The organism is Halorubrum sp. Atlit-26R (genome assembly GCF_003666015.1).
GTDB lineage: Archaea > Halobacteriota > Halobacteria > Halobacteriales > Haloferacaceae > Halorubrum.
In genome coordinates, this window is record NZ_QPLT01000001.1 from 278,026 (window position 1) to 301,741 (window position 23,716).

The window sequence follows — 23,716 nt, forward strand, 5'->3', positions numbered from 1 at the left end:
GGCGGACGCGCTCGGACCGACCGACGATACTTAGACGACCGCGCCCCGAGCCGTCGGTATGAGCGAACACGGCGGCGACGGCGCCGCGCTCGACGAGGACCTGTGCGTTCCCGGCTGCGAGCGCTGCCCGGAACTGGTCGAGTCCCGGAGCCGGATCGTCGACGGGGCCGGCCCGACCGACGCGGACCTGCTGTTCGTCGGCGAGGGGCCGGGCGCGACCGAGGACGAGGAGGGCGAGCCGTTCGTCGGGCGGTCGGGCGACGTGCTCGACGAGGCGCTGCGCGACGCGGGGCTCGCCCGCGCCGACGTGCGGATCACGAACTGCGTGCGGTGCCGGCCGCCCGACAACCGCGACCCGACGAGCGAGGAGCTGGCGAACTGCCGCGGCTACCTCGAAACGGAGATCGAGCGGCTCGCCCCCGAACTGATCGTGACGCTCGGGAAGGTCCCGAGCGAACACCTCCTCGACCGCTCGGTGGCGATCACTTCCGAGTCGGGCGACGTGGTCGACGCGCGGCTCGCGGGCGAATCGCGGCGCGTCCTCCTCTCCGTCCACCCGGCGGCGACGCTGTACGACCGGAGCCAGCGCGACGGCTTCTTCGAGACGATCGCCCGAGCGGCCGAACTGAGCGGCGTCGGAGAACGGAGCGGAGACGGCGGGGACGGCCAGTCGCGGCTCGGCGAGTTCTGAGCGGCGTCAGTTTCGGTCGGACCGGTCGCCGACGCCGAGCCACTTCTTCGCGTCGAACAGGCCGCGGATCGCCTCGACGAGCCCCTTCCCCTCGTGCTCGCCCGGTCGGAGCCGGGCGCGGATGCGCGAGGAGATGAGCTCGATGCCGAGGACGACGATGAACACCATGATCAGCCCCGCGGCGGTCTGCTGGAACTCGAAGAGGTCCTGGCTGTTCCGGATCATCAGCCCGAGGCCGCCGGCGCCGACGACGCCGAGCGAGATGGCGATCCGGGTGTTGATCTCCAAGATGTACAGCGTCCACGCGATGAAGGAGCGCGACACCTGACTCAGCATGCCGAAGCTCACGGTCTGGGTGCCCGACGCGCCCGTCGACCGGATCGCCTCGATCGGCCCCTCCTCGATCTCCTCGAGGTCGTCGGTGAACAGGCGGCCGAGGTTCCCGATGCTGTCGGTCGCGATCGCGAGCACCGCGGTGACCTGCCCCGGCGGCCCGATAGGGATGTACAGGAAGATCCAGACGATCGCGGGGATGGCGCGGATGCCGCTGAGGGTGCCCCGGAAGATGAAGTTGAAGGGGAACGGCGTGACGCGCTCGCTCCCGAGGACGCCGAGGACGAGCGCGAACGGGAAGGCGAACACGGTGCCCATGAAGCCGAGGAGGAGCGTCACGAGGCTCGCCTTCACCAGCGACTGCCGCGACGACTGGAAGCTCTCGACGATGTGCGCGCCGCCGTCGCCGAAGCTGGCGGGGATCGCCTGTAACCCGGTGATCCCCTGGTCTTTGGTGTAGATCGTGAAGTTCTGGAAGTCGGGCGGGAAGAAGCCGGTCCTGATGAACTCGACCATCCCGGGGAGCCGCCCCGCGACGACGTTCGGCTGGAAGCCGATGAAGCCGAGTCCCCAGTAGGTGACGCCGAGGACCGCGACGAGCAGCACGCCCCACAGCACGTACTTCAGCCGGCGGAGCCGTTCGAGCGCGCGGAACTGGTCGTCGATCGCCGAGTCGGGCGGCGAGCTCACGCCCGCTCACCCCCGTCGGCGGCCGCGTCGGCGTCGGCCTCGCCCAGCTCCTCGCTCGTCGTGCCGGTCGGCACCGTCTGTCCGTCCTGTGCGCTGCCGTAGTAGATGCGGTCCATCTCGTCCATCGTGAGGTCGTCGGCGTCGCCGTCGAAGATCACCTCGCCGTCGCGGATGCCGAGGAACCGGTCCCCGAACTCGCGCGCGATGTTCACCTGGTGGAGGCTGGTGATCGTGGTGAGGTCCTGCTCGGTCGCGGCCTTCTTGAGGTACCGCATCACGTCGCGCGCGGCCTTCGGGTCGAGGCTGGCGACCGGCTCGTCGGCGAGGACGATCTCGGGGTTCTGGACCAGCGCGCGGGCGATCCCGACGCGCTGTTTCTGGCCCCCGCTCATCGACTCGGCGCGCTGGCCGGCCTCGTCGAGGAGGCCGACCGTCTGGAGGGCCTCCAGGGCGGTCCGCTTGTCGACGTCGTCGTGCATCCCGAGGGCGCTGCGGAGGAGCCCGTTCCGCGAGAGCGCCCCCGACAGGGCGTTGCCGAACGCGGTCTTGCTCTCGATGAGGTAGTGTTCCTGGAACACCATCCCGACCCCGCTGCGGTTCCCTTGGAGCTCCTCGCCGCCGATGCGGACGGACCCGTCGGTGGGTTGCGTGAGCCCGTTCAACACCCGCAGCATCGTCGACTTGCCGGCACCGGAGGGACCGAGCAGGATGACGAACTCCCCCTCGTCGATGGTGAACGACACGTCGTCGAGGGCGACGGTGTCCTCGTCGTATATCTTGCTGACGTTTTCGAATTCGATCGTTGGCATGAGATTTGACTTTGTCCGAGAACGGACCGATCGTATGAAAAACGATCCGAAGTTGGGGACCGAGCGAGCTCCTACTGGTTGAAGATGTCAGTTCCGACGCCGAGCTCGTCGGCGACGTCGATGACGGACTGGTAATCCTCCCGGCTCGACTCGCGGACGCGGCTGAACCAGAGGTCGTCTTCGGTGCCGTCCTCGCCGTCGGCACCGTAGTAGATGCTGTCCGGACCCTCCAAGAACGCCTCTTGGATGGCGCTTTTCACGTCGTCGTCCAGTTCGGGCGAGACCACGATCGGCGCGCGCGGCAGCCCCTCGTCCTCGTGGAGGGTGGTCGCGACCTCCTGCCACGCCTCCGGCGCGGGACCGGTTCCGGTGTCGCGGACGAACCCGCCCATCGCCGCCGCGTCGACTTGGCCCTGTTCGAGCAGGGTGTACGAGCCCACGTGACCGCCGGCGAACCGGGCGTCGAACTCGGCCTGCGAGCCGTTGCCCTCGGGGAGTTCGCCGACGTCGAGGCCGCCCTGATTCGACATGCTGTACAGCGGGTACAGCGCGCCGCTGGTGGAGAGCCGGTCGGAGAACGCGACCGTCTTGCCGGAGAGGTCGGACAGCTCCGTGATGTCGCTGTCGTTCGGCGTCGCGATGATGCTCTTGTACGTCCACCCGCCGTAGCCGTACCGCTGGAGGATGATCTCCGCGTTGTCGGTCATCACGCCGAGGCCGGCCGCGAACGGTCCGGTCTCGGCGATGTCCAGCGTTCCCTGGCCGAGAGACTGGATGATGGCGCTGTAGTTGCTTCCGATGGTCCCCTCGACGCTGAGGTCGCTGGGGACGTCGTAGTTCTCCTGGAGGTAGCTCCCGATGTGGTCTTCGAGCGGGGAGTACTGTACGTTGAGGTCCTCCTGCGGGACCGACGGCGAGATGCCGAAGTCGACCGTGCCGTCGCCGCCGAAGGTCATCTCCGGTTCGCTGTCCGATCCGTCGCTACCGTCGCCGCCGTCCGACCCGTCGCCGCCGTCGGACCCGTCCGACCCGTCGCTACCGTCGGACCCGTCGCCGCCGTCCGAGCCATCGGACCCGTCGCCGCCGCCGCTACAGCCGGCGAGTCCAACGATGCTTGCTGCGCCCGCGACCTTGAGGAATTGGCGTCGTCGCTCCATGAGGAGTACGTATTGGCGTTTTACTGATCTATCAAAAGTGTTGCTGTTCAAATATACGGACAGGTATATACTGCTCTGTAGTGCATCCCGGATGGAAACTGACTTCCACGCAGGTGATATATCGGTAACATGGACGAATCTCCAACGGATCGAGAGGTGTCCGTCGCCCTCGTGGACTACGGTCTCGGGAACCTCCGGTCCGCGACCCGTGGGCTGGAACGCGCGGGCGCGACCGTCGAGGTGACCGACGACCCCGAGGCGTTCGCCGAGGCCGACGGCGTCGTCCTCCCGGGCGTCGGCGCGTTCCGCGAGGGGATGGAGAACGCCGGCCCGTTGCGCGAGGCGCTGACCGACCACGCCGAGGCGGGGCGCCCCCTCTTCGGGATCTGCCTCGGGATGCAGATGCTCCTCACCACGAGCGAGGAGGCCGATCACGAGGGCGAAGGCGAGGTGACGGGGCTCGATTTAGTCCCCGGCACCAACGTCCGGTTCGACGTGGACCGGAAGGTGCCGCACATGGGCTGGAACGAGCTGGAGGTGACGCGCGACCACCCGATCGTCGAGGGAGTCGACGGGGAGCACGCCTACTTCGTCCACTCCTACTACGCCGAGCCGGACGACGCCGACGCGGTCGTCGCCACCGCGGACTACGGCGTCGACTTCCCGGCCGTCGTCGCCAACGAGGCCGGCAACGTGTTCGGCACGCAGTTCCACCCCGAGAAGAGCGGCGAGACGGGGCTGACGATCCTGCGGAACTTCGTCGACTACTGCGCCGAGCGGTAGTCGGCGACCGCGTTCGCCTTTCTCAGAGCTCGTCGTACGGCCCGGGCTTCGCGGCCGTCAGGCGCTCGACCTGCTCGTCGGAGAGGTCGATCGTCGCGGCCGCGAGGTTCTCGCGGAGCTGGTCGACCGTCCGGGCGCCGACGATGGGCGCGGTGACGCCGTCGCGGTGCGCGAGCCACGCGAGCGCGGTCTGCGCGGGCGAGGCGTCGACCTCGTCGGCGACCCGATCGAGCTCGTCGTGAACGTCGAAGTTCTCCTCAGTGAGGTACGCCTCCTGGAACCGGCTCGACTCGGCTGCCTTCGAGTCGTCGGGGAGGTCGGCGTCGCGGTCGTACTTCCCGGTCAGGAACCCCTGTCCGAGCGGGCTCCACGGGGAGACGGCGAGGTTGCGCTGGCGCGCGAACTCGAGGTAGTCCCCCTCGACCTCGCGGTCGACGAGGTTGTAGCGCGGCTGGAGCACCTTGAACGGCTCCCACCCCTCGCTCCGGGCGATCTCGTTGGCGCGGGCGACCTTCCAGGCGTTCGGGCGGAGCGTGGAGGCGCCGAGGTAGTGGACCTTGCCGGACTCGACGAGCCCGTTCAGCGTCTTCATCAGCTCGCGGGCGGGCGTCTCGTCGTCCCAGCGGTGGATGTAGAGGACGTCTATGTAGTTGGTGTCGAGCCGGTCGAGCAGGGCGTCGACACGGTGGCGGACGTTCTTGCGGTTCGTGCCGCGGCTGTTCGGATCGCCGTCGCGGATCTGCCAGTACACCTTCGAGGCGACCGTGTAGCGCTCGCGGTCGCGCTCGGCGAGCCAGTCGCCGATCCAGCGCTCGCAGTCGCCGCCGCCGTACACGTCGGCGGTGTCGATGTACCGCCCGCCGGCGGTCTCGTAGGCGTCGAGCAGCTCGTGGGCGCGCTCCTCGTCGATCTCCACGTTCCCCGCCTCGGTCACGCGGCCGAACCGCCACGTGCCGAACTGGAGTTCGCTCGTCCGCAGGCCGGTTCGGCCGAGCGGCACGGTTCCCAGATCGATCTCGTCGAGTTCGGGCGTCATCGTCGAACGGTTGTCTCGGTCGACGCAAAAAGCCTCAGCAACCGGATGCGGTGTGTGAACCCTCGCCTATCGCCGGGGACGGGCGCGGGGGCGGCTACTCGCAGGTCACGGCGAAGTCCTCCTCCGCCGCGGTCGCGGTGCACACCGGACAGCCGGACTCGAGTATCGTCTCCCGCATCGCGTCGTTGACCTCGATGGTCTGCGCGCAATCCGGGCAGGTGAAGTGAACGGTGGTCAACGGCTTTCCCTCTCGGTTCACGGATGCGCGGGCTGCGGACATAAATGAACGGTTCCGGATCGATGCCGGGCGCCGTCCGTTCCCGCGCTCGCCGTCGGCCGCTCCGGGCTCGCCGTCGGCCGCTCACTCGGTGCGAGGCACCGCGTACGCGCCGACCGCGAGGAAGGCGGCCGCCAGCGCGGTCAGTACGAGGAGGTCGCCGGCCCACGCGCCGCCCTCGAAGGTGATCGCTCGGGTCCCGCGCGCGAAGTACGTCAGCGGCGAGGCCGCGACCGCGGGCAGGAACCACTCGGGCAGCAGCGACGGCGTGACGAACGTCTCCGAGAGGAAGAGTAGGGGGAGCGCGACCGTGTTACTCGCGGCGATCACGCCGTCCTGCGAGTCCGCGAGCGCGCCGAGGACGGCGCCGAGCCCGCAGAACAGCGCGACCGCGACCGCGACGAAGACGGGGAGGACGGCGAGCGCGGGCGAGACGATCAGCGTCGCGTCCGTCACCGCCAGCACGAGCCCGAGGATGAGCAGGCTCGCGGCGCCGATGATCCCGACGTTGACGAGGGTGTGCGCGAGCAGCCACTCGGCGCGGGAGAGGGGGGTGGTCGCCAGCTTCTCGAACCGGCCGCCGTCGCGGTGGCGCGCGATCTCGGAGCCGACCCGCGACAGCGGCGTGAACAGGACGACGACCGCGAGGTACCCCGGGATGTAGTACCCCGCCGGCTCGGCGAAGAGGCCGCCGCCGGTCGGCTGGGTCCGCACCAGCGCGCCGAAGATGACGACGAGGATGACCGGGAAGAAGAAGGTGAAAAACACCGCCGTTCGGCGCCGCGTGAACGACCGCGCCGCCGCGACCGCCTCCGTCCGGATCCGGCCGAGGCGGGTCATCGGTCTCCCCCGTCAGCGGTGACGTCCTCTGACAGTCCGCCGTCCCCCCGACGCGTGTACTCCTCGCCGGTGAGCCGCAGGTACACGTCCTCCAGCGACGGCTCCGACCACGAGAGCGAGTCGAAGGCGACGCCGGCGTCGTCGAGCGCGTCGACCGCGGCCCCGATCGCTTCGGGGCGGACGCCGCGCACCCGGAGCCCCTCGTCGGTCGCCTCGACGGTCGGATCGCTCCCGAGCCGCTCGCGGACTCCGGTCGCGACCGCCTCGACCGTTTCCGCGGTCGTCGGCTCCGGGGTCGCGGCGTCGAGCCGCGGGGCCCCGCCGTGTTCCGCCACGAGTCGGTCGGGCGCCCCGCTCGCGACGACCCGCCCGTCGCGGAGCATGGCCACGCGGTCGGCGAGCCGCTCGACCTCGTCCATCGCGTGGCTCGTGAGGAAGACGGTCGTGCCGTCGGCCGCGAGCCGCTCGATCAGCCGGTGGATCGCCCGCCGACCGGCCGGATCGATCCCGGTCGTCGGCTCGTCGAGGAACAGCAGGTCGGGGTCGTTGACGACGGCGGTCGCGACGCAGGTCCGGCGCTTCTGACCGCCCGAGAGCGTCTCGTACCAGGCGTCCGCGTCGTCGGCCATCCCCACGTCGTCGAGGACGGACTCGGTGTCCCGGGCCGCGTCGTAGAGGCCGCCGTAGTAGTCGACCAGCTCGCGGGCCGTGAGCCGCGCGGGCGGGTCGAACGACTGCGGGAGCAGCCCGATCCGCGAGGGGTCGACGTCGCGGGGCTGTGCGCCGAAGACGCGCAGGTCGCCCTCGGCCTCGGTGGTCCCCGTCAGCGCGCGCACCAGCGTCGTCTTCCCGGCGCCGTTGGGGCCGATGAGCCCGAACACCTCGCCGGCCGCGACGTCGAGGTCGACCCCGTCGAGCGCGACGACGTCGCCGTACGCCTTCCGGACCCCCTCGCCGCCGACGACGGGGTCGCCTCCGACGCCGGCGTCGGGGACGCCAGAGACCGGGTCCTCTCCGGTCGCGTCGGCCGCGGCGCCGGTCGCTGTCTCGTCCATGCGTTCGGATGCGGCCGCCGCGCGCGTAAGGGTTGCTTTTCGGCCGCCGAGACCGTCGCCCGTCCCGGTCCGTTACGCCTAAGCGACGCGCCGCCGACCCACGGCGTATGCACTACCACGAGGCGGCGGCGTTCCTCTTCGACCTCCGCCGCTTCTCGGTCAAGCCCGGCACGGAGCGGGTGGAGGCGCTGTTGGCGCACCTCGGGGACCCGCAGGCGGACGTGCCGTTCGTTCAGATCGCGGGGTCGAACGGGAAGGGGAGCGCGGCGCGGCTGACGGAGTCGGTCCTGCGCGAGGCGGAGCTGTCGGTGGGGCTGTACACCTCGCCGCACCTCTCGGCGCTGTCGGAGCGGGTCCGCGTCGACGGCCGGGAGATGACCGAGTCGGCGATCGCCGACTTCGTCGCCGAGGTGCGCCCGTGGCTGATCGACCGCGCGGCCGCCGGCGAGCCGCTCACGTTCTTCGAGGTCGTGACGGCGATGGCGGTCCACGAGTTCGCGCGCCGCGACGTCGACGTCGCGGTGCTGGAGGTCGGCCTCGGCGGCGAGTACGACGCGACGAGCGCGGTCGACCCGGTCGCGACCGCCGTGACGAACGTCTCCTTGGAACACACGGCGGTCCTCGGTGACACGATCGGCGAGATCGCCCGCACGAAGGCCCGTATCGCCCGCCCGGACGCGCCGTTCGTAACCGCCTGCGACGGCGAGGCGCTCGACGTGGTCCGCGAGGTCGCGGGCGAGGCCGGCGCGCCGGTGACGCGGGTGACGGGCGACGGCGAGCCGGACGAGCGGGAGGCCGAAGACCCGCCCGCCCTCGCGGCGAGCTACGAGGGCCGGGTGAGCGCCACCGACGCCGAGGTCTCTCTCACCGGCGAGCGCGAGGGCACATACCGCATCCCCCTCGTCGGCCGCCATCAGGCGGCGAACGCGGCGGTCGCCGTCGCGCTCGCGGACCGGACGGCGGCGGCGCTGGAAGACGGGGCGCCATCCCCCCCGGAGACAGAGCTCTCCGACCGCGCCGTGCGCGACGGGCTCGCGCGGGCGACGTGGCCCGGCCGCTTCGAGGTGGTCGACACGGCGCCGCTGACGGTGCTGGACGGCGCGCACAACCCCGCGGCCGCCAACACGCTCGCGGCGACGCTGGACGAGTACGACTACGACGACCTCCACCTCGTGTACGCCGCGATGCACGACAAGGACCACGCGGAGACGGCCGCGGCGCTCCCCGACGCCGCGACGGCGGTCACCTGCCGGCCCGCCATCGATCGCGCCGAGGACCCCGACGTGCTCGCGGCCGCGCTCCGGTCGGCGGGCGTCGGCGAGGTGACGGCCGGCGACGACGTGGCGGACGCGCTCGCCGAGGCCGTCGACCGCGCCGACGAGGGGGACTGCGTGCTGCTCGTCGGCTCGCTGTTCGCGGTCGCGGAGGCCCGGGCGGCCCGGACGCGGACGGTCCGCGAGCGGACCGTTCGGGACGCCGAGGACGCGGCCCACGCGCTCGACACGGGGGGCGTCCCGCCCGAGGGCGTCGCGGCCCACCGCGACGGCGTCGACCACCGCGTCCTCACGCTGCGGCTGCGCGGCGACCGCGCCGAGCGCGTCGCGAGCGAGGTCCGGGCGGTCGGCGGCGACGCGGCGCTCGGCGGCCTCGGGGCGGGCGAGGACCGCGGGGCCGGCGGCGAGCAGGTACCCGTCACCGTCGCGGGAACGGTCGCGGAACTCCGCGCCCTCGTCACCCGGCTCGCGGCGGCCGACGGCGGCGGGCTCGGGGGCGTGGCGTCCGACCTCGCTGCGGCGGCCGGAATAGAAGAACAGGAGGTCGACGCGGACGACGCCGACCCCGACTTCCCGTGGACCGACCGCACCGCGGTGATGGGCGTGCTCAACGTCACGCCGGACTCTTTCCACGACGGCGGGCGCCACGCCGACCTCGACGACGCGGTCGCGGGCGTCGAGCGGATGGTCGAGGCGGGAGTCGACGTCGTCGACGTGGGCGGGGAGTCGACCCGACCCGGGGCGGAGCCGGTCCCCGTCGACGAGGAGATCGAGCGCGTCGTGCCGACGATCGAGGCGATTCAGTCGGTGCCCGCGGTGGGGTCCGGGGACGTGCTCGTCTCCGTCGACACGCGGAAGCCGGCCGTCGCCGAGGCGGCGCTCGACGCCGGCGCGGACGTCATCAACGACGTGACGGGGTTAGAGGACTCCGAGATGCGCTCGGTGGTCGCCGACGCCGACTGCCCGGTGATCGTGATGCACAGCCTCGACGCGCCGGTCGACCCCGACGCCGACCCCGAGTACGACGACGTGGTCGGCGAGGTCGTCGACGCCTTGCGCGAGCGGCTGGCCTTGGCCGACACGGCCGGCATCGACCGCGACCGCGTCATCGTCGACCCCGGGCTCGGCTTCGGGAAGTCGCCGGCGGAGGACTTCGAGCTGCTCGCCCGCTGCGGGGAGTTCGCGGCGCTCGGCTGTCCGGTCCTGATCGGCCACTCGCACAAGTCGCTGTACGGCGCGGTCGGGCGCGACGCCGACGACCGCGAGCACGCGACCGTCGCGGGCACCGCGCTCGCGGCCGACCGCGGCGCGGACATCGTCCGCGTCCACGACGTCGCCGAGAACCGCGCGGCGGTCGACGTCGCCGCCGCGGTGAACGGGTCGCTGCGCGACGGCGACGGCGAGGACGGCGCGCTGCGCGACGGCGAGGACGCGGAATGACGCGGAACCGGGCTCCGGTCCCGACCTCGCGCCGCGCCGACGGCAGCGTTTTGCCTCGCGACCCCCTCGCCTCCGTATGACCCGGCGCCTGCTGCTCGGCTGTAGCGCGGTCGGGAACGCGCTCGTCGAACACGCCCGCGACGAGCGCGGCGGGCGCGACGACCTCGTCGCGATCACCGACGACACCGGCTGGGTGTCGACGCTGCGCGACCGCAACGTCGCGACCGTCGAGGCCGATCCGACCGACCCCGAGAGCTATCCAGACAGCGCCGGCGTCGTGCTGATCGCCAGCGACGACGCCGCGCGCAACGTCGCCGCCGCGCGCGCGGCCCGGGAGCGGTATCCCGAGGCGCTGATCGTCGCGCACCTCGGGACTGCGCCGACCGACGAGCAGCGCGCGGCGGTCGAGGCGGTCGCCGACCGCGTGGTCGACCCGGTCGAGGCGGTCGCGGACCGCGTCTTCGAGGCGGTCGGGCTCGACGACGGCCGCGGCACCGACGCCGACGCGGAGTTCGCCCCCGCCGATGACGGCGGCGAGAAGCCGGCTCGACTGCTCTCGGCGCTCCGGGGGCTCTCGGGGCCGCTGCTGGTCGTCGCGCACGACAACCCCGACCCCGACGCCATCGCGAGCGCGCTCGGGTTAGCGCGGATCGCGGCGTCGATCGGCGTCGAGGCGGACGCCTGCTACGGCGGCGAGATCGCCCACCAGGAGAACCGCGCGATGGTGAACCTCCTCGACATCCGGCTCCGCTCGTTCGACGAGGTCGACCTCGACGCGTACGGCGGCGTCGCCCTGGTCGACCACTCCCGCGCGGGGATCAACGACAGCCTCCCCGAGGGCCACCCCGTCGACGTCGTCGTGGACCACCACCCGCCGCGGGGGCCGGTCGCGGGGTCGTTCGTCGACATCCGCCCCGCGGTCGGCGCGACGAGCACGCTCATCTCCGAGTACCTCTCGCGGTACGGGATCGCGCCGGAGCGGGACCTCGCCACGGCGCTTTTGTACGGCATCCGGATCGACACGAAGGACTTCACGCGCGCGACCGCCATCGACGACTTCGAGGCGGCGGCCGCGCTGCTCGCGCACGCCGACGAGTCGACGCTCGAACGCGTCGAGAGCCCGAGCGTGAGCCCGGAGACGCTGCGCGTCCTCGCGGCCGCAATCGAGAACCGCGACGTCCGCGGGTCGGTGGCCGCCTCCTGCGTCGGCGAGATAGCCGACCGCGACGCGCTCGCGCAGGCGGCCGAGCGGCTCCTCGACTTGGAGGACGTGACGGTGACGTTCGTCTACGGCTACATGGACGGCGTGATCTACGGCTCCGCCCGCGCCCGCGGCGCCGACCTCGACGCGGGCGAGCTGCTTCGCGACGCGCTCGACCCCGTCGGCTCCGCCGGGGGGCACGCCTCGATGGCCGGCGCGCAGGTCCCCCTCGGCATCCTCTCTGAGGTCTCCGAGTCGGAGTCGCTGGCGGACGTCGTCGAGGCGTTCGTCGCCGGGCGCTTCTTCGAGGCGCTCGACGACGCGCCCGCGCAGCCGACCGGGCTCCCCCCGGAGTTCCCGACCGACTGAGGTCGCCGAGAGGCGGTCGTGCGGGAATCGCGCAACGGTCGCAACGTACATACGACGCGCCGGCCAACTGTGGGACATGACCGACGACATCGTCGAACACCGTCGACTGATCATCGCCGGCACCGGTATCTCGGGCCTCTCCGCGGCGATCTACGCCGCGCGCTCGAACAACGACCCGCTGCTCATCGAGGGCGACGAGCCGGGCGGCCAGCTGACGCTGACGACCGACGTGGAGAACTACCCCGGCTTCCCCGAGGGGATCTCCGGGCCGAGCCTGATCAACGACATGAAAGAGCAGGCCGAGAAGTTCGGCGCCGAGGCCCGCAACGGCGTCATCGAGGACGTCTCGAAGGAGCCCGCGGGCCACTTCCGCGCCGCGCTCTCCGACGGCGACGTCTACACCGCCGACGCCGTCATCGCCGCGTCGGGCGCCAGCGCCCGGACGCTCGGCGTCCCCGGCGAGGACGAGCTGATGGGGTACGGCCTCTCGACGTGTGCCACCTGCGACGGCGCGTTCTTCCGCGACGAGGACATGCTCGTCGTCGGCGGCGGCGACGCCGCGATGGAGGAGGCGAACTTCCTGACGAAGTTCGCGGACACGGTGTACATCGCCCACCGCCGCGAGGAGTTCCGCGCCGAGGACGTGTGGATCGAGCGCGTGATGGACAAGGTCGACGACGGGGAGATCGAGCTCCTCCTCAACACCGAGCTCACCGAGATCCACGGCACCCCCGAGGACGGCATCGATCACGTGACGCTCGTCGAACACCCGGACGGCCACCCGACGGAGAAGCTGGACGACCCGGCGACCGCCGACGAGGTCGACGAGTCCGCGTTCGACGTCGGTGCGGTGTTCTACGCCATCGGCCACACGCCGAACACCGACTTCCTCGAAGGGACCGGCATCGAGACCGACGACGACGGCTACCTGATCACCGAGGGCGGCCGCGGCGGCGGGCAGACCCGAACCGGCGTCGAGGGCCTGTTCGGCGCCGGCGACGTGGTCGACTTCCACTACCAGCAGGCGGCCACCGCGAGCGGCATGGGCGTGAAGGCGGCGCTCGACGCCGACGAGTACCTCTCCGAGCGCGAGCGCGCCGGCGAGCTGTACGAGGCCGAGGTCGACGCCGCGGCCGCGGACGACTGAGGGGCGGTTCGCCGCTTTCGTCGCGTCCGGGTCACCGCTCCGACGCCCCCGTCCGCGCCCGTGAGGCGATCGGTGACTCAAACTCTTCTTTGCGTTATACGCGGTACTATCCGCGGTCCCGCCGTCGTTCGAAACGAGATGAACAGACGCGGTCTTGCCGTCGTCGCCGCTGCGCTCGCGTTGTTCGTGACCGGTAGCGCCGTCGCCCTCGCCGGTCCCGTGTCGGGAGGGCCCGGCGGCCTCCTCGGCGGGGCGAGCGATCCACCGGCGCTGCTCCACTTCGATTCCGACGAGGTCCGCTGTCCCGACGAGTTCGCGGCCAACAGCTCCACGTCGGTGTCCGCCGGGCCCGAGAACACGGAGATAACGTACGCTCGAAACGTCTCGCTGCCGAGTTCCTCGCACGCGGTCGGCGGCCCGACGTTCGAACGCCTGAACGAGTCGGCCTACGTCCTCGACGTCCCGATCGAGGAGGCGGGGAACGCGTCGCGGTCGTGTTCGGGCGTCGTCCGCTACAACGGCACGATGCGGATTCCCGCGGGCGACGACCCGTGGACCCTGATCGTGAAACAGGACGGCGAGACGGTCACGACGCTCCGCGGCGACTCGGACTCCTCGCTCCTCGGCGGGTCGACGAGCGTGAGCGGGAGCGTTTCGGCTTCCGACCGATCGAGTAACGCCACGAACTCATCGGAGTGAGTCACGGTCGTGGCGAACACCACCAAAGTCCCAGCCGTTCATTTATAAATAGCTGACAGTAGATCGACGGCGAACGCCTCCAAAACCCCAGCCGCTCGGCGATACGTGGCTGCTGCCGGGGCGAACACCGCCAAAGCCCCAGCCGGGAGGGCGCCGGACGCTCGCTGCGCTCCTCAGTCGCTCACTCCGTTCGCTCCCTGCGGTGCTTACGTCGCCTTCGGCGCCCTCCCGGCTGCCCCTTTGAGTCCCTCCCGACCGCGACCGCACCGCCACCTCACGCCTCCCCAGCCTCGTCGGTGGTCCTCCGCTTCGCTCCGGACCACCGACTCCCTCGCGCGTGCTCCTCGCGGCCGCCTCCGGCGACCACTCGGAGGCACGCGCCACCGCGGTTCTATTTATAAATGGTCGCTGTGACCGCCTGATTTAGGACAGAATCTCGACCTCGTAGCCGTCGGCTTCGAGCGCGTCGACGATGTCGGCGGCGTGTTCGGCGTCGTCGGTCTCGAGTTCGAGCTCGAGTTCGGCGGCGTTGACGGCCACGTCCCGCGAGGTGCGGTCGTGGTGGACCGCGTACACGTTCGCGCCGGTGCGCGCGACGATGCTGGAGACCCGTTCGAGTTCGCCGGGGCGGTCTTTTAAATCGATGGTGATCTTGAGGTACCGGCCCATCTGGACCAGCCCGCGGCGGATCACGGTGCCGAGGCGGTTGAGGTCGATGTTGCCGCCGCAGAGCGCGGCGACGATCGTCTCGCCGTCGTCGTACTCGAAGGCGTCGGAGAGGACGGCGGCGAGCGCGACCGCGCCGGCGCCCTCGACGAGCGTCTTCGCGCGTTCGAGGAGGAGCGTGAGGGCCAAGGCGATCTCGCGGTCGTCGACGGTGACGACCTCGTCGACGTACTCCGCCATGACCTCCAAGGTCTGCTCGCCGACCGACCGCGTCGCGATCCCGTCGGCGATCGTGTCGACGCTGTCGATCTCCGTCACCTCCCCCGCCTCCAGCGACTTCGCGGCCGAGGCGGCGCCCTCCGCCTGAACGCCGACGACGCGCACGTCGGGGAGCTGTTCTTTGATCGCGACCGCGACCCCCGAGATCAGCCCGCCGCCCCCGATCGGGACGACGACGGTGTCCAGATCGGGGCAGTCGTCGACGATCTCGAGGCCGAGCGTCCCCTGGCCGGCCATCACGACCGGGTCGTCGAACGCGTGGACGTAGGTGCGCCCCTCCTCCTCCTCCAGCCGGTGCGCGTACGCCTGCGCCTCGTCGTAGTCGACGCCCTCTAAGCGGACGCTCGCCCCGTACCCGCGGGTGGCCTTCACCTTCGAGACGGGCGCGAACTTCGGCATCACGACGGTGGCGTCGACGCCAGCGCGGCTCGCCGCCAGCGCCACGCCCTGCGCGTGGTTGCCGGCGCTCGCGGTGACGACGCCGGCCTCGCGCTCCGCGTCGGAGAGCGTCTGGATCCGGTTCATCGCGCCGCGGATCTTGAACGCGCCGGTGCGCTGGAAGTTCTCTAACTTGAGGTGGAGGTCCGCGCCGCTCATCTCGGAGAAGGAGCGCGACCGCTCCAGGGGCGTGTGGCGGGCGACGCCCGAGACCCGCTCGCGCGCCTCGCGGATGTCGGCGAGTGTGAGCATGCCACCTCGTCGCCGCGCCGCCCGCTAATCGGTTCCGGTCGGCCTCGACCGAGGAACGACGGCGGCGGGCGACCGCCGAACCGCGGTCGCCGGCTCGACCGACGAGCCGATCGCGGGTCGACGGCCCGGATCGACGACGCGGTCGCTCGCGGTTGATAAGGGGGGAATGCACGCGTGTGACGTGCGAGTGAAACGTGGCGACGGGAATACAAAAAGGTGAGGCTACCAGAGCGGAAGTGAAACCGCACGACTGCGCCGCCGTCATCGCTCCGTCAGACGGGGTCTCGGGGGGTGAGCCGCACCCGCACGTCGCGGTCGTCGAGGACCGACCGCACCCGCTCCGCGAACGGTCCCGTTCCGGGCCACGTCGCGTCCGCGTCGAGCCGGTCGGGGTCGCCGACGTACACCGCGGCGGCGTCGGGATGCCCGGTCGGCGCGTCGAGCGGCACGGCCTCGCGGACGTACAGCCCTCCGTCGACGTCCTCGTACGCGTCGAGCGCGTCGATCGCTTCGGTGCGGAGGAGCCGCCCCGCCGTCTCGCCGCCCGGCGCGAGCGTCGGGTACCGCCCCTCGACGAGCCGGAGCCCGTCGAGCGTCGCGGGGCCGACGAAGACGAACGAGTCGACGACCTCGGCGACTCGCTCCGGCTCGGTCAGCGTCCCGTACACGAAGACGTCCATGGGGCCCGTGGGTCGCTCGCGGGCTTCAACGTTCGGCCGCTCACCGATCCGGAACGATTTTACTCGCTTCGTCTGTGCCGTCCGTAATGTCGAGGCTGCGCGGCCACCACGCCGTCTCCGCGCTCGGCGCCGGCGTCCTCGTCGCGGCGCTGGTCCACCACGGTGCCGAGGTCGGGGTCGTGGAGGGCGCTGTCGGGCCGCTGCTGGCGCTCGCGCTCGACGGCGGGATCGCGGTCGCGGTGATCGCCGCCGGCCGCCGGATCGCCGCGCGCGAGCTCTCGCCCGCCGAGGAGTGGCGGGTGGCCCGCTGGGCCGGCGCCGGGACGGTCCTCGCCGTCGTCGCCTTCGCCGCCACGCTCGCGGTCCGCGCCTTCGAGGGCCGCCCGCTGGTCGAGCCGGCGTTCCCGATGCTCGTCGCCGCCGGCGCCGGGAGCCTCGGCGGCGCGATCGCGGGCTACTACGCGGTCCGGCAGGCGGCCGAGGCGCGCCGCGCGCGGGACGCGGTCCGCGCCGTCTCCTTCGTCAACCACCTGCTGCGGCACGACCTCCGCAACGACCTCTCGACGATCCGCGGCTACGCCGGCCTGCTCGCCGACGACGCCGACGGCTCCGACCACGCCGAGACGGTGGCCGCGAAGGCCGACGAGGGGCTCGACCGCATCGAGGCGACGAGCGCCGTCGCGGACGCGATCCTCGGCGACGCGGACGCCAGCCGCATCGACCTCGCGGAGACGACCCGAGACGTGCTGTCGGGGGTCACCGACGGGGAGCGGGCGACGATCGAGACCGAGATCCCGGAGTCGGCGCCCGTCGCCGCCAACGACGGCGTGCGGTCGGTCGTCTCCAACCTCGTCGAGAACGCGATCGAACACGCCGATCCGGGCGTCACCGTCCGCGTCGGCGTCCGCGTGCCCAGTGATGATGCCGCGAACCGCCGGGACGACGAGGTCGTGTTGGTCGTCGAGGACGACGGTCCGGGGCTTCCCCCTGAGGTCCGAGACGGGTCGTTCCTCGCCGACGAGGCGGTCGGCGGGGCGAGCGGCGGCGTCAGCGGCCTCCGGCTGGTCGCGACGCTCGCCGAGGCGTACGGCGGCTCCCTGGACGCCGGCGAGTCGCCCCTCGGCGGCGCGCGGTTCGCGGTGACGCTCCCGCACGCACCGGTCGACTCGGCCGGCTCCGATACGTAGAAACCGCGGGCGCCCGTCGGACGCGATCAGATGGACCTCCCGCGGCTGCGGCGCGTCTGGAAGCGCGTCTTCTCGCTCGCGTGGCCCGTCATGGCCGAGCAGACGTTCCGCACCGCGATGCGGACGACCGACATCCTCGTCACCGCGCTGTTCTCGCCGGCCGCGGTCGTCGCCATCGGCCTCGCGGACCTGTACGCCCGGTTCCCGCTACGGATCGGGCTCGGCCTCGGCGGCGGCGCCATCGCGCTTTCCTCGCAGGACACCGGCGCCGGCGCCGCGGAGAACCGCGACGAGGCGGTGACGCAGGCGATCCTGCTCGGCGCGCTCGCGGGGGTCCCGTTCGTCCTCTTCGGGTTCCTCTTCGGCGAGCTCGCGATCGACGTGTTCGGCCGCCTCGTCGGCGAGCGGACCTCGCCCGCGGTCGTCGACCTCGGCTCGACGTACCTCGCGGTCGTGTTCGCGACCGCCCCCGCGCGCCACGTCGCCCTCGTCGGCGCCCGCGCGCTCCAGGGGACCGGCGACACCCGGACGCCGATGTACGTCAACATCGCCGCCAACTCCGTCAACATCACCGGGTCCGTCGTCCTCGGCTTAGGGCTGTTCGGCCTCCCGCGGCTGGAGGTCCTCGGCGTCGGCCTCGCGACCGCGGGCGCGAACGTGCTCACGGCCGGCCTGCTCTGTTTCGCGATCTGGGGGTCGTGGACCGACGCCGAGTTCGCGTGGCCGCGCGACCTCACGATCGCGAAGCAGCTCCTCGTCGTGAGCGCCCCGCGCGTGCTGGAGGGGTTCGGCTCCGAGATCGCGGAGTTCCCGTTCAACGCGCTCCTCCTCGGCTTCGGCGAGACGGTCAACGCCGGCTTCCAGATCGGCCGGCGCGTCTACCAGCAGGTGACCGGACCGCTCTCGCGCGGCTACAACGTCGCGGCGTCGATCCTCGTCGGACAGGCGCTCGGCGAGGGCGACCCGGAGGCCGCGCGGTTCAACGGGTGGGCCGTCGCGAGCCTCGGCGTGGTCACGGTCGGCGCGATCGGGCTCGGGCTCGTCGTCGCCGCGCCGCGGATCGTCCCGATATTCACCGACGACGCCCCGACGATCGCGTCCGCGGTCGACTTCGCGCGGGTGTACGGCGTCGCCGGCGCTGCCCTCGCCTGCTTCTCCGCGCTCTCCGGCTCGCTTCAGGGCGCCAGCGAGACGCGGATCCCCCTCGTCGCGCGCGTCTCGGGCATGTTCGGGCTCTTCTTAGGGCTCTCGTGGCTGCTCGGCCGCACCGCGGGGTTCGGTCCCGAAGGCGCGTACGTCGGCGTGTTCGCCGCCTACGCCTGGATGGCGCTCGTCGTTGCCGCCGGCTTCCGCTACACGGACTGGGCGAGCCGCGCCGCGGACATGATGGACGCGCGGGGGTCCGGGCCGGGCGCCGAGTCGGACGCCGCGTCCGGCGACGGCTCGCCCGCGGACGACTCGCCGTGACGCGGCCGCGCGGCCCGCGCGCACCGGCGTCGGTCGGCCCGCGGGGTAACAGTGATACGGCCGGGGCGTGTCGCCGACGTATGTCGAACGAGACGCTGTACGAACGCCTCGGCGGCGAACCGGCCATCGGCGCGGTCGTCAACGAGTTCTACGACCGGGTACTCGCCGACGACCGGGTGAACCACTACTTCGACGACGTGGACATGGCCGACCAGCGCTCGCACCAGACCAAGTTCCTGAGCGCCGTCACCGGCGGGCCGATCCGGTACGAGGGCGAGGAGATGGCGACCGCTCACGAGGAGTTAGCGATAACCGACGCGGAGTTCGAGGTCGTCGCGACGCACCTCGACGACGCGCTGCGGGCCTTCGACGTCGACGACGCCGACCGCGAGGCCGTCATGGAGGCGGTCGCGGGGTTCGAGGAGGACGTGGTCGGCGGCCCGCCGGCGGACGGGTAGTGCCGACTCGCTCGCCGCCGGGACCCTTCGGTCAGGGCTCGCCGCCGAGCGACTCCTGTTCGGAGCCCGCGTCGCCCCTGAGCCGCCGCCGGCGCTTGTCGTAGGCGGCCTCCAGCTTCGCGTTCGTGGCCCGGGAGACGAGGTAACAGTCCGCGTCGCCGTCGTCGCGGGGGTGCGCGCTCGCGACCCAGACGTGGCCGTCGCCGGCCGAGAGGTCGTCAGCCCACCGCTCGGCGGCCGCGCGGCTCTCGAACGCGTGGCGGGTCCCGTCCTCGAAGACGAGCCGGCCAACCTTCGCGTTCCGCTTGCGCGCGGACGGTTTGATCGCGACGACGACGCTCACACCCCGAGGTCGGACGCCATCAGGTAAAAACCTCGTCAGACGCCGGCGCGCTCACTCCCGGAGGTACTCGTTCAGCGTCTCGAACTCCGCCCGCGAGAGGATCACCTCGGTCTCGAACGCGTCGAACCGCTCGAAGTCGTCGTCGATCGTCAGGACGGTGTTCACGCCCTCCTCGACCGCGACCTGCGCGTAGTAGCCGTCCCAGCCGCCGACGTCCGCCTCGGCGGCCCTGTCGAGGCCGCCGCGAACCGTCGCCTCCGGGAGCCGGTCGTGCCAGTGGATCCGCTTCGCGTCCAGGAAGTTCGACATGAGTCGCGACGCGTCGGCGTTGGCGTACCCGTAGTAGGTCGTGAGGACCTCGTGGGCACCGTAGACGGCGGGATGCGGGACGACGGCGTCGATCTCGCCGGCGATCGCGTCGCGAACGTACGAGAGCGCGGCGTCTCGAACGGGGGCGTCGGTGTGCGCGAGCGCGATCACCCCCACGTCGAACAGGTACGGGCCACCGTGGTCACCCATCCGCCCCGTCCCTCTCGACCGAACCGTCTCTCTCACCGGATCCCCCCTCTGCGCCCCGCCGAACCACCTCCCGGTGTTTCCGGGCGACGGGACCGGCATCGTCGTCGAGCGGTTCGGTCGCACGCTCCGGCGCCGCCTCCTCAACGAGCCGATCCAGCCGGTCGAGGATCCGCTCCGGGTCGTCCTCGGGGCGTATCACCACCTCGCCGTCCTCCTCGCGGACGACGACCTCGGTCCCCGGCGTGATGCCGAGCCGTTCACGGACCGCCTGCGGGAGGACGACGCGCCCCTTCGCGTCCACTTTCGGCATGTTCCCACGTACGGTGGGAATACTGATAAACCTCCGTACTTCCCAGAACGGCTCCCCGTTCAGTCGTCGGCGACGGCGCCCGGCTCGGCGCCCGCGGCGTCCGCCTCGGCCGCCAGCAGCCGGTCGAGCCCGTCGACCATCCCGACGACGCTCGCGCGGGTGATGTCCGCGTCCGACGCCGAGACGCTCACGGAGCGGTCGCCCCGCGAGAGGTCGACCTCGACGGTGACGACCGCGTCCGTGCCGCCCGTGATCGCGTCGACGTGGTAGGAGTCGAGCTCGAAGGCGACCCCGTCGCCCCCGCGCTCGGCGCCCTCGCCGCGGTCGTCGTCGCCCGCCAGCGCCTCGCGGACCGCTTCCAGTCCCGCGTCGACCGGGCCGGCGCCGGTGCCGGAGGCGACGCGCTCGTCGTCGCCGACGCGCAGTCTGACCGAGGCGGTCGGGAGGTTGCCGCCGGAGGTCGCCGAGAGGTCGACGAGCTCGACGTGTCGCTCGCGCTCGCGCCCGCGAACGTCGTCGGCGATCGCGAGCAGGTCGGCGTCCGTGACGCGCTTGCCGCGCTCGCCGAGCTCCTTCACGCGGGCGACGACCTCGCGCAGCTCGTCGTCGTCGACCGCCACGTCGTGCTCGCCGAGCGCGGCCTTCACCCCGGCGCGGCCCGCGTGCTTGCCGAGGACGAGCCGGCGCTCGCGGCCGACGGTCTCGGGCGGGTACGGCTCGTACATCGTCCCGTCCTTGAGCGTGCCGTCGGTGTGGATGCCGGACTCGTGGGCGAAGGCGTTGGCGCCGCAGACCGCCTTGTTCGGCGGGAGCGCGACGCCGGTCGCCTCCGAGACGGTCCGGCAGAGCCGGTAGAGCCGCGCCAGCTCGACGGTGTCGACGTCGTACGACTCGCCGAGCGCGATCGCGACCTCTTCGAGGGCGACGTTGCCCGCGCGCTCGCCGACGCCGAGGACGGTGCCGTGGACGGTGTCGGCGCCCGCCTTCAGCCCCGCGTGGACGTTCGCTAACCCGAAGCCGAGGTCGTCGTGGGTGTGGAGGCTCGTCGGGCCGAGGTCGGCCAGCCGGGAGACGACCGCGGCGGTGCGCTCGGGGTCGGCCGCGCCCACCGTGTCGCAGTAGCAGATCCGGTCCGCGCCGGCGTCGAGGCCGGCGCCGAGCAGGCGCTCGAGGTAGTCGAGGTCGGCCCGCGAGCCGTCCTCCCCGAGCACCTCGACCCACAGGCCGTGGTCTTTCGCGTACTCGACGAGCTCGAGCGTCGTCTCGACGACCTCGTCGCGGGTCGAGCCCACCTTCGTCTCGACGTGTTTGTCGGAGGCGGGGACGACGAGGTTCACGCCGTCGACGCCGCAGTCGAGCGCGTGGTCGACGTCGCGTTTCACGCCGCGGGCGAAGCTCGTCACGGTCGCGTCCAGTCCCTCGTCGGCGACGCGGCGGATCGCCTCCCGCTCGCCTTCCGAGGTGCACGCCGATCCGGCCTCGATCAGGTGGACGCCGGCGGCGTCGAGTTCGCGGGCGACGTCGACTTTCTCGCCGGGCGTCAGGGAGACGCCGGGCATCTGTTCGCCGTCGCGCAGGGTGGTGTCTAGCAGCTGTACCTCGTCGAGGTCGGTGAGTGTGGTTCGGGTCAAAAGGGAGTCCGTCGGCTCTGCGGTGGTCTCGGGGTCGGTACCGCCGCGGGGCGGTCGTGCCCCGGAGTCGTTATCGTCGGAGAATTTCGCGGCCAGCCGCCGTGAGGCGACTTCCTCTATCCTCCGAACGAACGCGTTCGTCTCGCGTCATTCGTACCCGTGCGAACAGTGTACACACGTATAAACTGACGGGTCGCGTCAGGTATGGCCGACCGATCCTCGCCGCGCCCCCGGGTCTCACCGACGATCCGTCGCCGCCGCTCGTCGACGATCCCTCGACGCGACCGCCGACAGCGTTAGGGGACTCCCCTGCGACCGCCACGCATGGAGCGAGTCGCGATCGACGACGTCGACGTCGTCACGAACCCCATGGGCGTTCACGACCTCCGGAAGCCGGTCTCGCGCGCGCTCGGCACCGACCACGTCGCGATGAACTACTTCGAGCTCGCGCCCGGCGACGGCTTCTCCGGCGGCCTCCACACCCACGACGATCAGGAGGAGATATTCTACGTCCTCGCCGGTACCGCGACGTTTGAGGTCGGTCGCGAGCGCGACGAGGTCGAGGTCGGTCCGGACGAACTGATCCGCTTCGCAGCCGGAGAGTTCCAGTCCGGGTTCGTGCCCGAGGACGCCGACGAGGAGGTGGTCGCGTGGGCGGTCGGGGCGCCCGGGGCGCACCACGACCCGGACCAGATCGAGTCGATCGTCGAGTGCCGCGAGTGCGGCGGCGAGCGCGTCCACGACACGGAGATCACCGACGAGGGCCGGTTCCGGTTCACCTGTACCGACTGCGGCACGTCGTTTTCGCCCTGAGCGCAGCTCGGGGAGCGCGGCCGCGACCGCCCGGCGCCCCTCACCCCAGCAGCGACCGCAGCGACCGCCGCCGTGTGCCGCATTCCCCAGCGTAGTCGCAGGCGTTACACCGATCGTCGTCGACGCGCGGCGGCGGGCCGTCGATCGACCGCGCCGCGCGGAGCGCCTCGCGGTACGCCGCCTTCTTCCGGATCGTCAGTCGGACCTCGCGGACGACCCCGACCGCGGGGTACTCGACCAGCGCGCGCTCGACCTCCCGCTCGCGCTCCCACGCCAGCGCCTTCGCTATCCCGACCGCGCGGACCGCTTGCGGCTCCCACACGCCGTTCTCCGGGGGCTCGCCCGACGAGACGAGCGTGGGGATCGGCGGGGACGGCTCGGCGTCCTCCGGATGGTCTGCCCAGTCATCCGGCTCCAACACCTTGTGAACGGTTCCATGGCAGTCCTTGCCCGAGAGAAAGCCGCGCTCGCTCGCGGGGTCGACGAGGGAGTCGTACTCCTCGCGCTCGCCCAGTCGATCCAGATTCCGACGGTAGGCGGCCGGCGACCGATGGAGCGGGAGCTGCCGAAGGACCCGATCCGGCGCGTCGACCAACTCGTCGTACCGGAACGCGAGGTCGATGCGCTCGCGCGCCTTCGGCGGGACGCTCCGTTCGTCGTCGCGCCGGACGTAGTAGAGCTGTCGGGGGCAGTACGCCGCGCGGGCCAGGTCGCTGAACGGGACGAGGGTCACGCGGCGGGCTGGCCGCGGCTTTGCTTATAAATAGAACTGCGGTGGCGCGTGCCTGCGAGGCCGCCTCGCGGCCGAGCAGCACGCGCGAGGGAGTCGGCCGACCGCAGGGAGGCCGACGAGGCTGGGGAGGCGTGAGGCG

The 23,716-nt window shown here is 71.9% G+C and carries 24 protein-coding genes; 10 read left to right on the top strand and 14 right to left on the bottom strand.

Annotated elements, in window-relative coordinates; all coding sequences use genetic code 11:
* Positions 1-58 precede the first annotated feature (58 nt).
* A complete protein-coding gene (locus DVK07_RS01285; RefSeq protein WP_121595351.1) occupies positions 59-691 on the top strand; it encodes a uracil-DNA glycosylase family protein in 633 nt (210 codons plus the stop codon).
* Between the two features lie 6 nt (positions 692-697).
* Here the strand turns inward: DVK07_RS01285 and phnE are convergent, their stop codons facing one another.
* The 3 genes from phnE to phnD form a co-directional block, all read right to left on the bottom strand.
* Positions 698-1,714, bottom strand: a complete 1,017-nt coding sequence (gene phnE / locus DVK07_RS01290; RefSeq protein ID WP_121595352.1) for a phosphonate ABC transporter, permease protein PhnE — start codon at positions 1,712-1,714, stop codon at positions 698-700.
* A complete protein-coding gene (gene phnC / locus DVK07_RS01295; protein ID WP_121595353.1) occupies positions 1,711-2,523 on the bottom strand; it encodes a phosphonate ABC transporter ATP-binding protein in 813 nt (270 codons plus the stop codon). Before phnC ends, phnE begins: the two co-directional genes overlap by 4 nt.
* A 71-nt stretch (positions 2,524-2,594) precedes the next feature.
* Positions 2,595-3,680 carry a phosphate/phosphite/phosphonate ABC transporter substrate-binding protein gene (gene phnD / locus DVK07_RS01300; RefSeq protein WP_121595354.1) on the bottom strand — a complete coding sequence of 362 codons (1,086 nt, stop codon included), beginning with the start codon at positions 3,678-3,680 and terminating at the stop codon, positions 2,595-2,597.
* A gap of 129 nt (positions 3,681-3,809) precedes the next feature.
* Here phnD and hisH point away from each other — a divergent pair, with 129 nt between their 5' ends.
* Complete coding sequence (hisH, locus tag DVK07_RS01305) at positions 3,810-4,463, top strand: imidazole glycerol phosphate synthase subunit HisH (protein ID WP_121595355.1); 654 nt, start codon at positions 3,810-3,812, stop codon at positions 4,461-4,463.
* A 22-nt stretch (positions 4,464-4,485) separates the two neighbouring features.
* Here the strand turns inward: hisH and DVK07_RS01310 are convergent, their stop codons facing one another.
* The 4 genes from DVK07_RS01310 to DVK07_RS01325 all read right to left on the bottom strand — a co-directional run bounded on the left by DVK07_RS01310 (position 4,486) and on the right by DVK07_RS01325 (position 7,671).
* On the bottom strand, positions 4,486-5,499 hold the full coding sequence (locus DVK07_RS01310) for an aldo/keto reductase (protein ID WP_121595356.1): 1,014 nt from the start codon (positions 5,497-5,499) through the stop codon (positions 4,486-4,488).
* A 94-nt stretch (positions 5,500-5,593) separates the two neighbouring features.
* Positions 5,594-5,737: a zinc ribbon domain-containing protein gene (locus DVK07_RS01315; RefSeq protein ID WP_121595571.1), complete on the bottom strand. Its 144-nt coding sequence runs from the start codon at positions 5,735-5,737 to the stop codon at positions 5,594-5,596.
* Positions 5,738-5,860: 123 nt separating this feature from the next.
* Positions 5,861-6,616, bottom strand: coding sequence for an ABC transporter permease (locus DVK07_RS01320; protein WP_121595357.1), 756 nt, complete (start codon positions 6,614-6,616; stop codon positions 5,861-5,863).
* Positions 6,613-7,671: an ABC transporter ATP-binding protein gene (locus tag DVK07_RS01325; protein WP_121595358.1), complete on the bottom strand. Its 1,059-nt coding sequence runs from the start codon at positions 7,669-7,671 to the stop codon at positions 6,613-6,615. The genes DVK07_RS01320 and DVK07_RS01325 overlap by 4 nt, the downstream gene beginning before the upstream one ends.
* A 107-nt stretch (positions 7,672-7,778) precedes the next feature.
* Here DVK07_RS01325 and folP point away from each other — a divergent pair, with 107 nt between their 5' ends.
* From folP to DVK07_RS01345, 4 genes are all read left to right on the top strand, one after another.
* Positions 7,779-10,385, top strand: a complete 2,607-nt coding sequence (folP, locus tag DVK07_RS01330) for a dihydropteroate synthase (RefSeq protein WP_121595359.1) — start codon at positions 7,779-7,781, stop codon at positions 10,383-10,385.
* Positions 10,386-10,461: 76 nt separating this feature from the next.
* Positions 10,462-11,955, top strand: a complete 1,494-nt coding sequence (locus DVK07_RS01335) for a bifunctional oligoribonuclease/PAP phosphatase NrnA (RefSeq protein WP_121595360.1) — start codon at positions 10,462-10,464, stop codon at positions 11,953-11,955.
* A gap of 76 nt (positions 11,956-12,031) precedes the next feature.
* The gene (locus DVK07_RS01340; RefSeq protein WP_121595361.1) at positions 12,032-13,102 is read left to right on the top strand and encodes an NAD(P)/FAD-dependent oxidoreductase; all 1,071 of its coding nucleotides are present in this window, start codon (positions 12,032-12,034) and stop codon (positions 13,100-13,102) included.
* Positions 13,103-13,240: 138 nt separating this feature from the next.
* Positions 13,241-13,801, top strand: coding sequence for a hypothetical protein (locus tag DVK07_RS01345; RefSeq protein WP_121595362.1), 561 nt, complete (start codon positions 13,241-13,243; stop codon positions 13,799-13,801).
* 423 nt (positions 13,802-14,224) lie between these two features.
* On the opposite strand, the gene ilvA is transcribed toward DVK07_RS01345, so the two are convergent.
* Both ilvA and DVK07_RS01355 read right to left on the bottom strand, forming a co-directional pair.
* Positions 14,225-15,436 carry a threonine ammonia-lyase gene (ilvA, locus tag DVK07_RS01350; RefSeq protein ID WP_121595363.1) on the bottom strand — a complete coding sequence of 404 codons (1,212 nt, stop codon included), beginning with the start codon at positions 15,434-15,436 and terminating at the stop codon, positions 14,225-14,227.
* Positions 15,437-15,708: 272 nt separating this feature from the next.
* Positions 15,709-16,116, bottom strand: a complete 408-nt coding sequence (locus DVK07_RS01355; RefSeq protein ID WP_121595364.1) for a gamma-glutamylcyclotransferase family protein — start codon at positions 16,114-16,116, stop codon at positions 15,709-15,711.
* Positions 16,117-16,202: 86 nt separating this feature from the next.
* Here DVK07_RS01355 and DVK07_RS01360 point away from each other — a divergent pair, with 86 nt between their 5' ends.
* The 3 genes from DVK07_RS01360 to DVK07_RS01370 all read left to right on the top strand — a co-directional run bounded on the left by DVK07_RS01360 (position 16,203) and on the right by DVK07_RS01370 (position 19,228).
* Positions 16,203-17,303 (top strand): ATP-binding protein, encoded by a 1,101-nt coding sequence (locus DVK07_RS01360; protein WP_121595365.1) that lies wholly within the window; start codon positions 16,203-16,205, stop codon positions 17,301-17,303.
* Positions 17,304-17,333: 30 nt separating this feature from the next.
* The gene (locus DVK07_RS01365) at positions 17,334-18,770 is read left to right on the top strand and encodes an MATE family efflux transporter (RefSeq protein ID WP_121595366.1); all 1,437 of its coding nucleotides are present in this window, start codon (positions 17,334-17,336) and stop codon (positions 18,768-18,770) included.
* An 80-nt stretch (positions 18,771-18,850) separates the two neighbouring features.
* Positions 18,851-19,228 carry a group 1 truncated hemoglobin gene (locus DVK07_RS01370; protein ID WP_121595367.1) on the top strand — a complete coding sequence of 126 codons (378 nt, stop codon included), beginning with the start codon at positions 18,851-18,853 and terminating at the stop codon, positions 19,226-19,228.
* A 31-nt stretch (positions 19,229-19,259) separates the two neighbouring features.
* Here the strand turns inward: DVK07_RS01370 and DVK07_RS01375 are convergent, their stop codons facing one another.
* The 4 genes from DVK07_RS01375 to DVK07_RS01390 are packed head-to-tail and all read right to left on the bottom strand — an operon-like array spanning position 19,260 to position 22,031.
* Positions 19,260-19,571 carry a hypothetical protein gene (locus DVK07_RS01375; protein WP_121595368.1) on the bottom strand — a complete coding sequence of 104 codons (312 nt, stop codon included), beginning with the start codon at positions 19,569-19,571 and terminating at the stop codon, positions 19,260-19,262.
* Positions 19,572-19,622: 51 nt separating this feature from the next.
* A complete protein-coding gene (locus DVK07_RS01380) occupies positions 19,623-20,090 on the bottom strand; it encodes a hypothetical protein (RefSeq protein WP_121595369.1) in 468 nt (155 codons plus the stop codon).
* Positions 20,083-20,400, bottom strand: a complete 318-nt coding sequence (locus DVK07_RS01385) for an AbrB/MazE/SpoVT family DNA-binding domain-containing protein (RefSeq protein ID WP_121595370.1) — start codon at positions 20,398-20,400, stop codon at positions 20,083-20,085. The genes DVK07_RS01380 and DVK07_RS01385 overlap by 8 nt, the downstream gene beginning before the upstream one ends.
* Before the next feature lie 59 nt (positions 20,401-20,459).
* A complete protein-coding gene (locus DVK07_RS01390; RefSeq protein ID WP_121595371.1) occupies positions 20,460-22,031 on the bottom strand; it encodes a (R)-citramalate synthase in 1,572 nt (523 codons plus the stop codon).
* A 324-nt stretch (positions 22,032-22,355) separates the two neighbouring features.
* On the opposite strand from DVK07_RS01390, the gene DVK07_RS01395 reads away from it, so the two are divergent.
* The gene (locus DVK07_RS01395) at positions 22,356-22,844 is read left to right on the top strand and encodes a cupin domain-containing protein (protein ID WP_121595372.1); all 489 of its coding nucleotides are present in this window, start codon (positions 22,356-22,358) and stop codon (positions 22,842-22,844) included.
* Positions 22,845-22,884: 40 nt separating this feature from the next.
* On the opposite strand, the gene DVK07_RS01400 is transcribed toward DVK07_RS01395, so the two are convergent.
* Complete coding sequence (locus tag DVK07_RS01400; RefSeq protein WP_121595373.1) at positions 22,885-23,577, bottom strand: hypothetical protein; 693 nt, start codon at positions 23,575-23,577, stop codon at positions 22,885-22,887.
* Positions 23,578-23,716 lie beyond the last annotated feature (139 nt).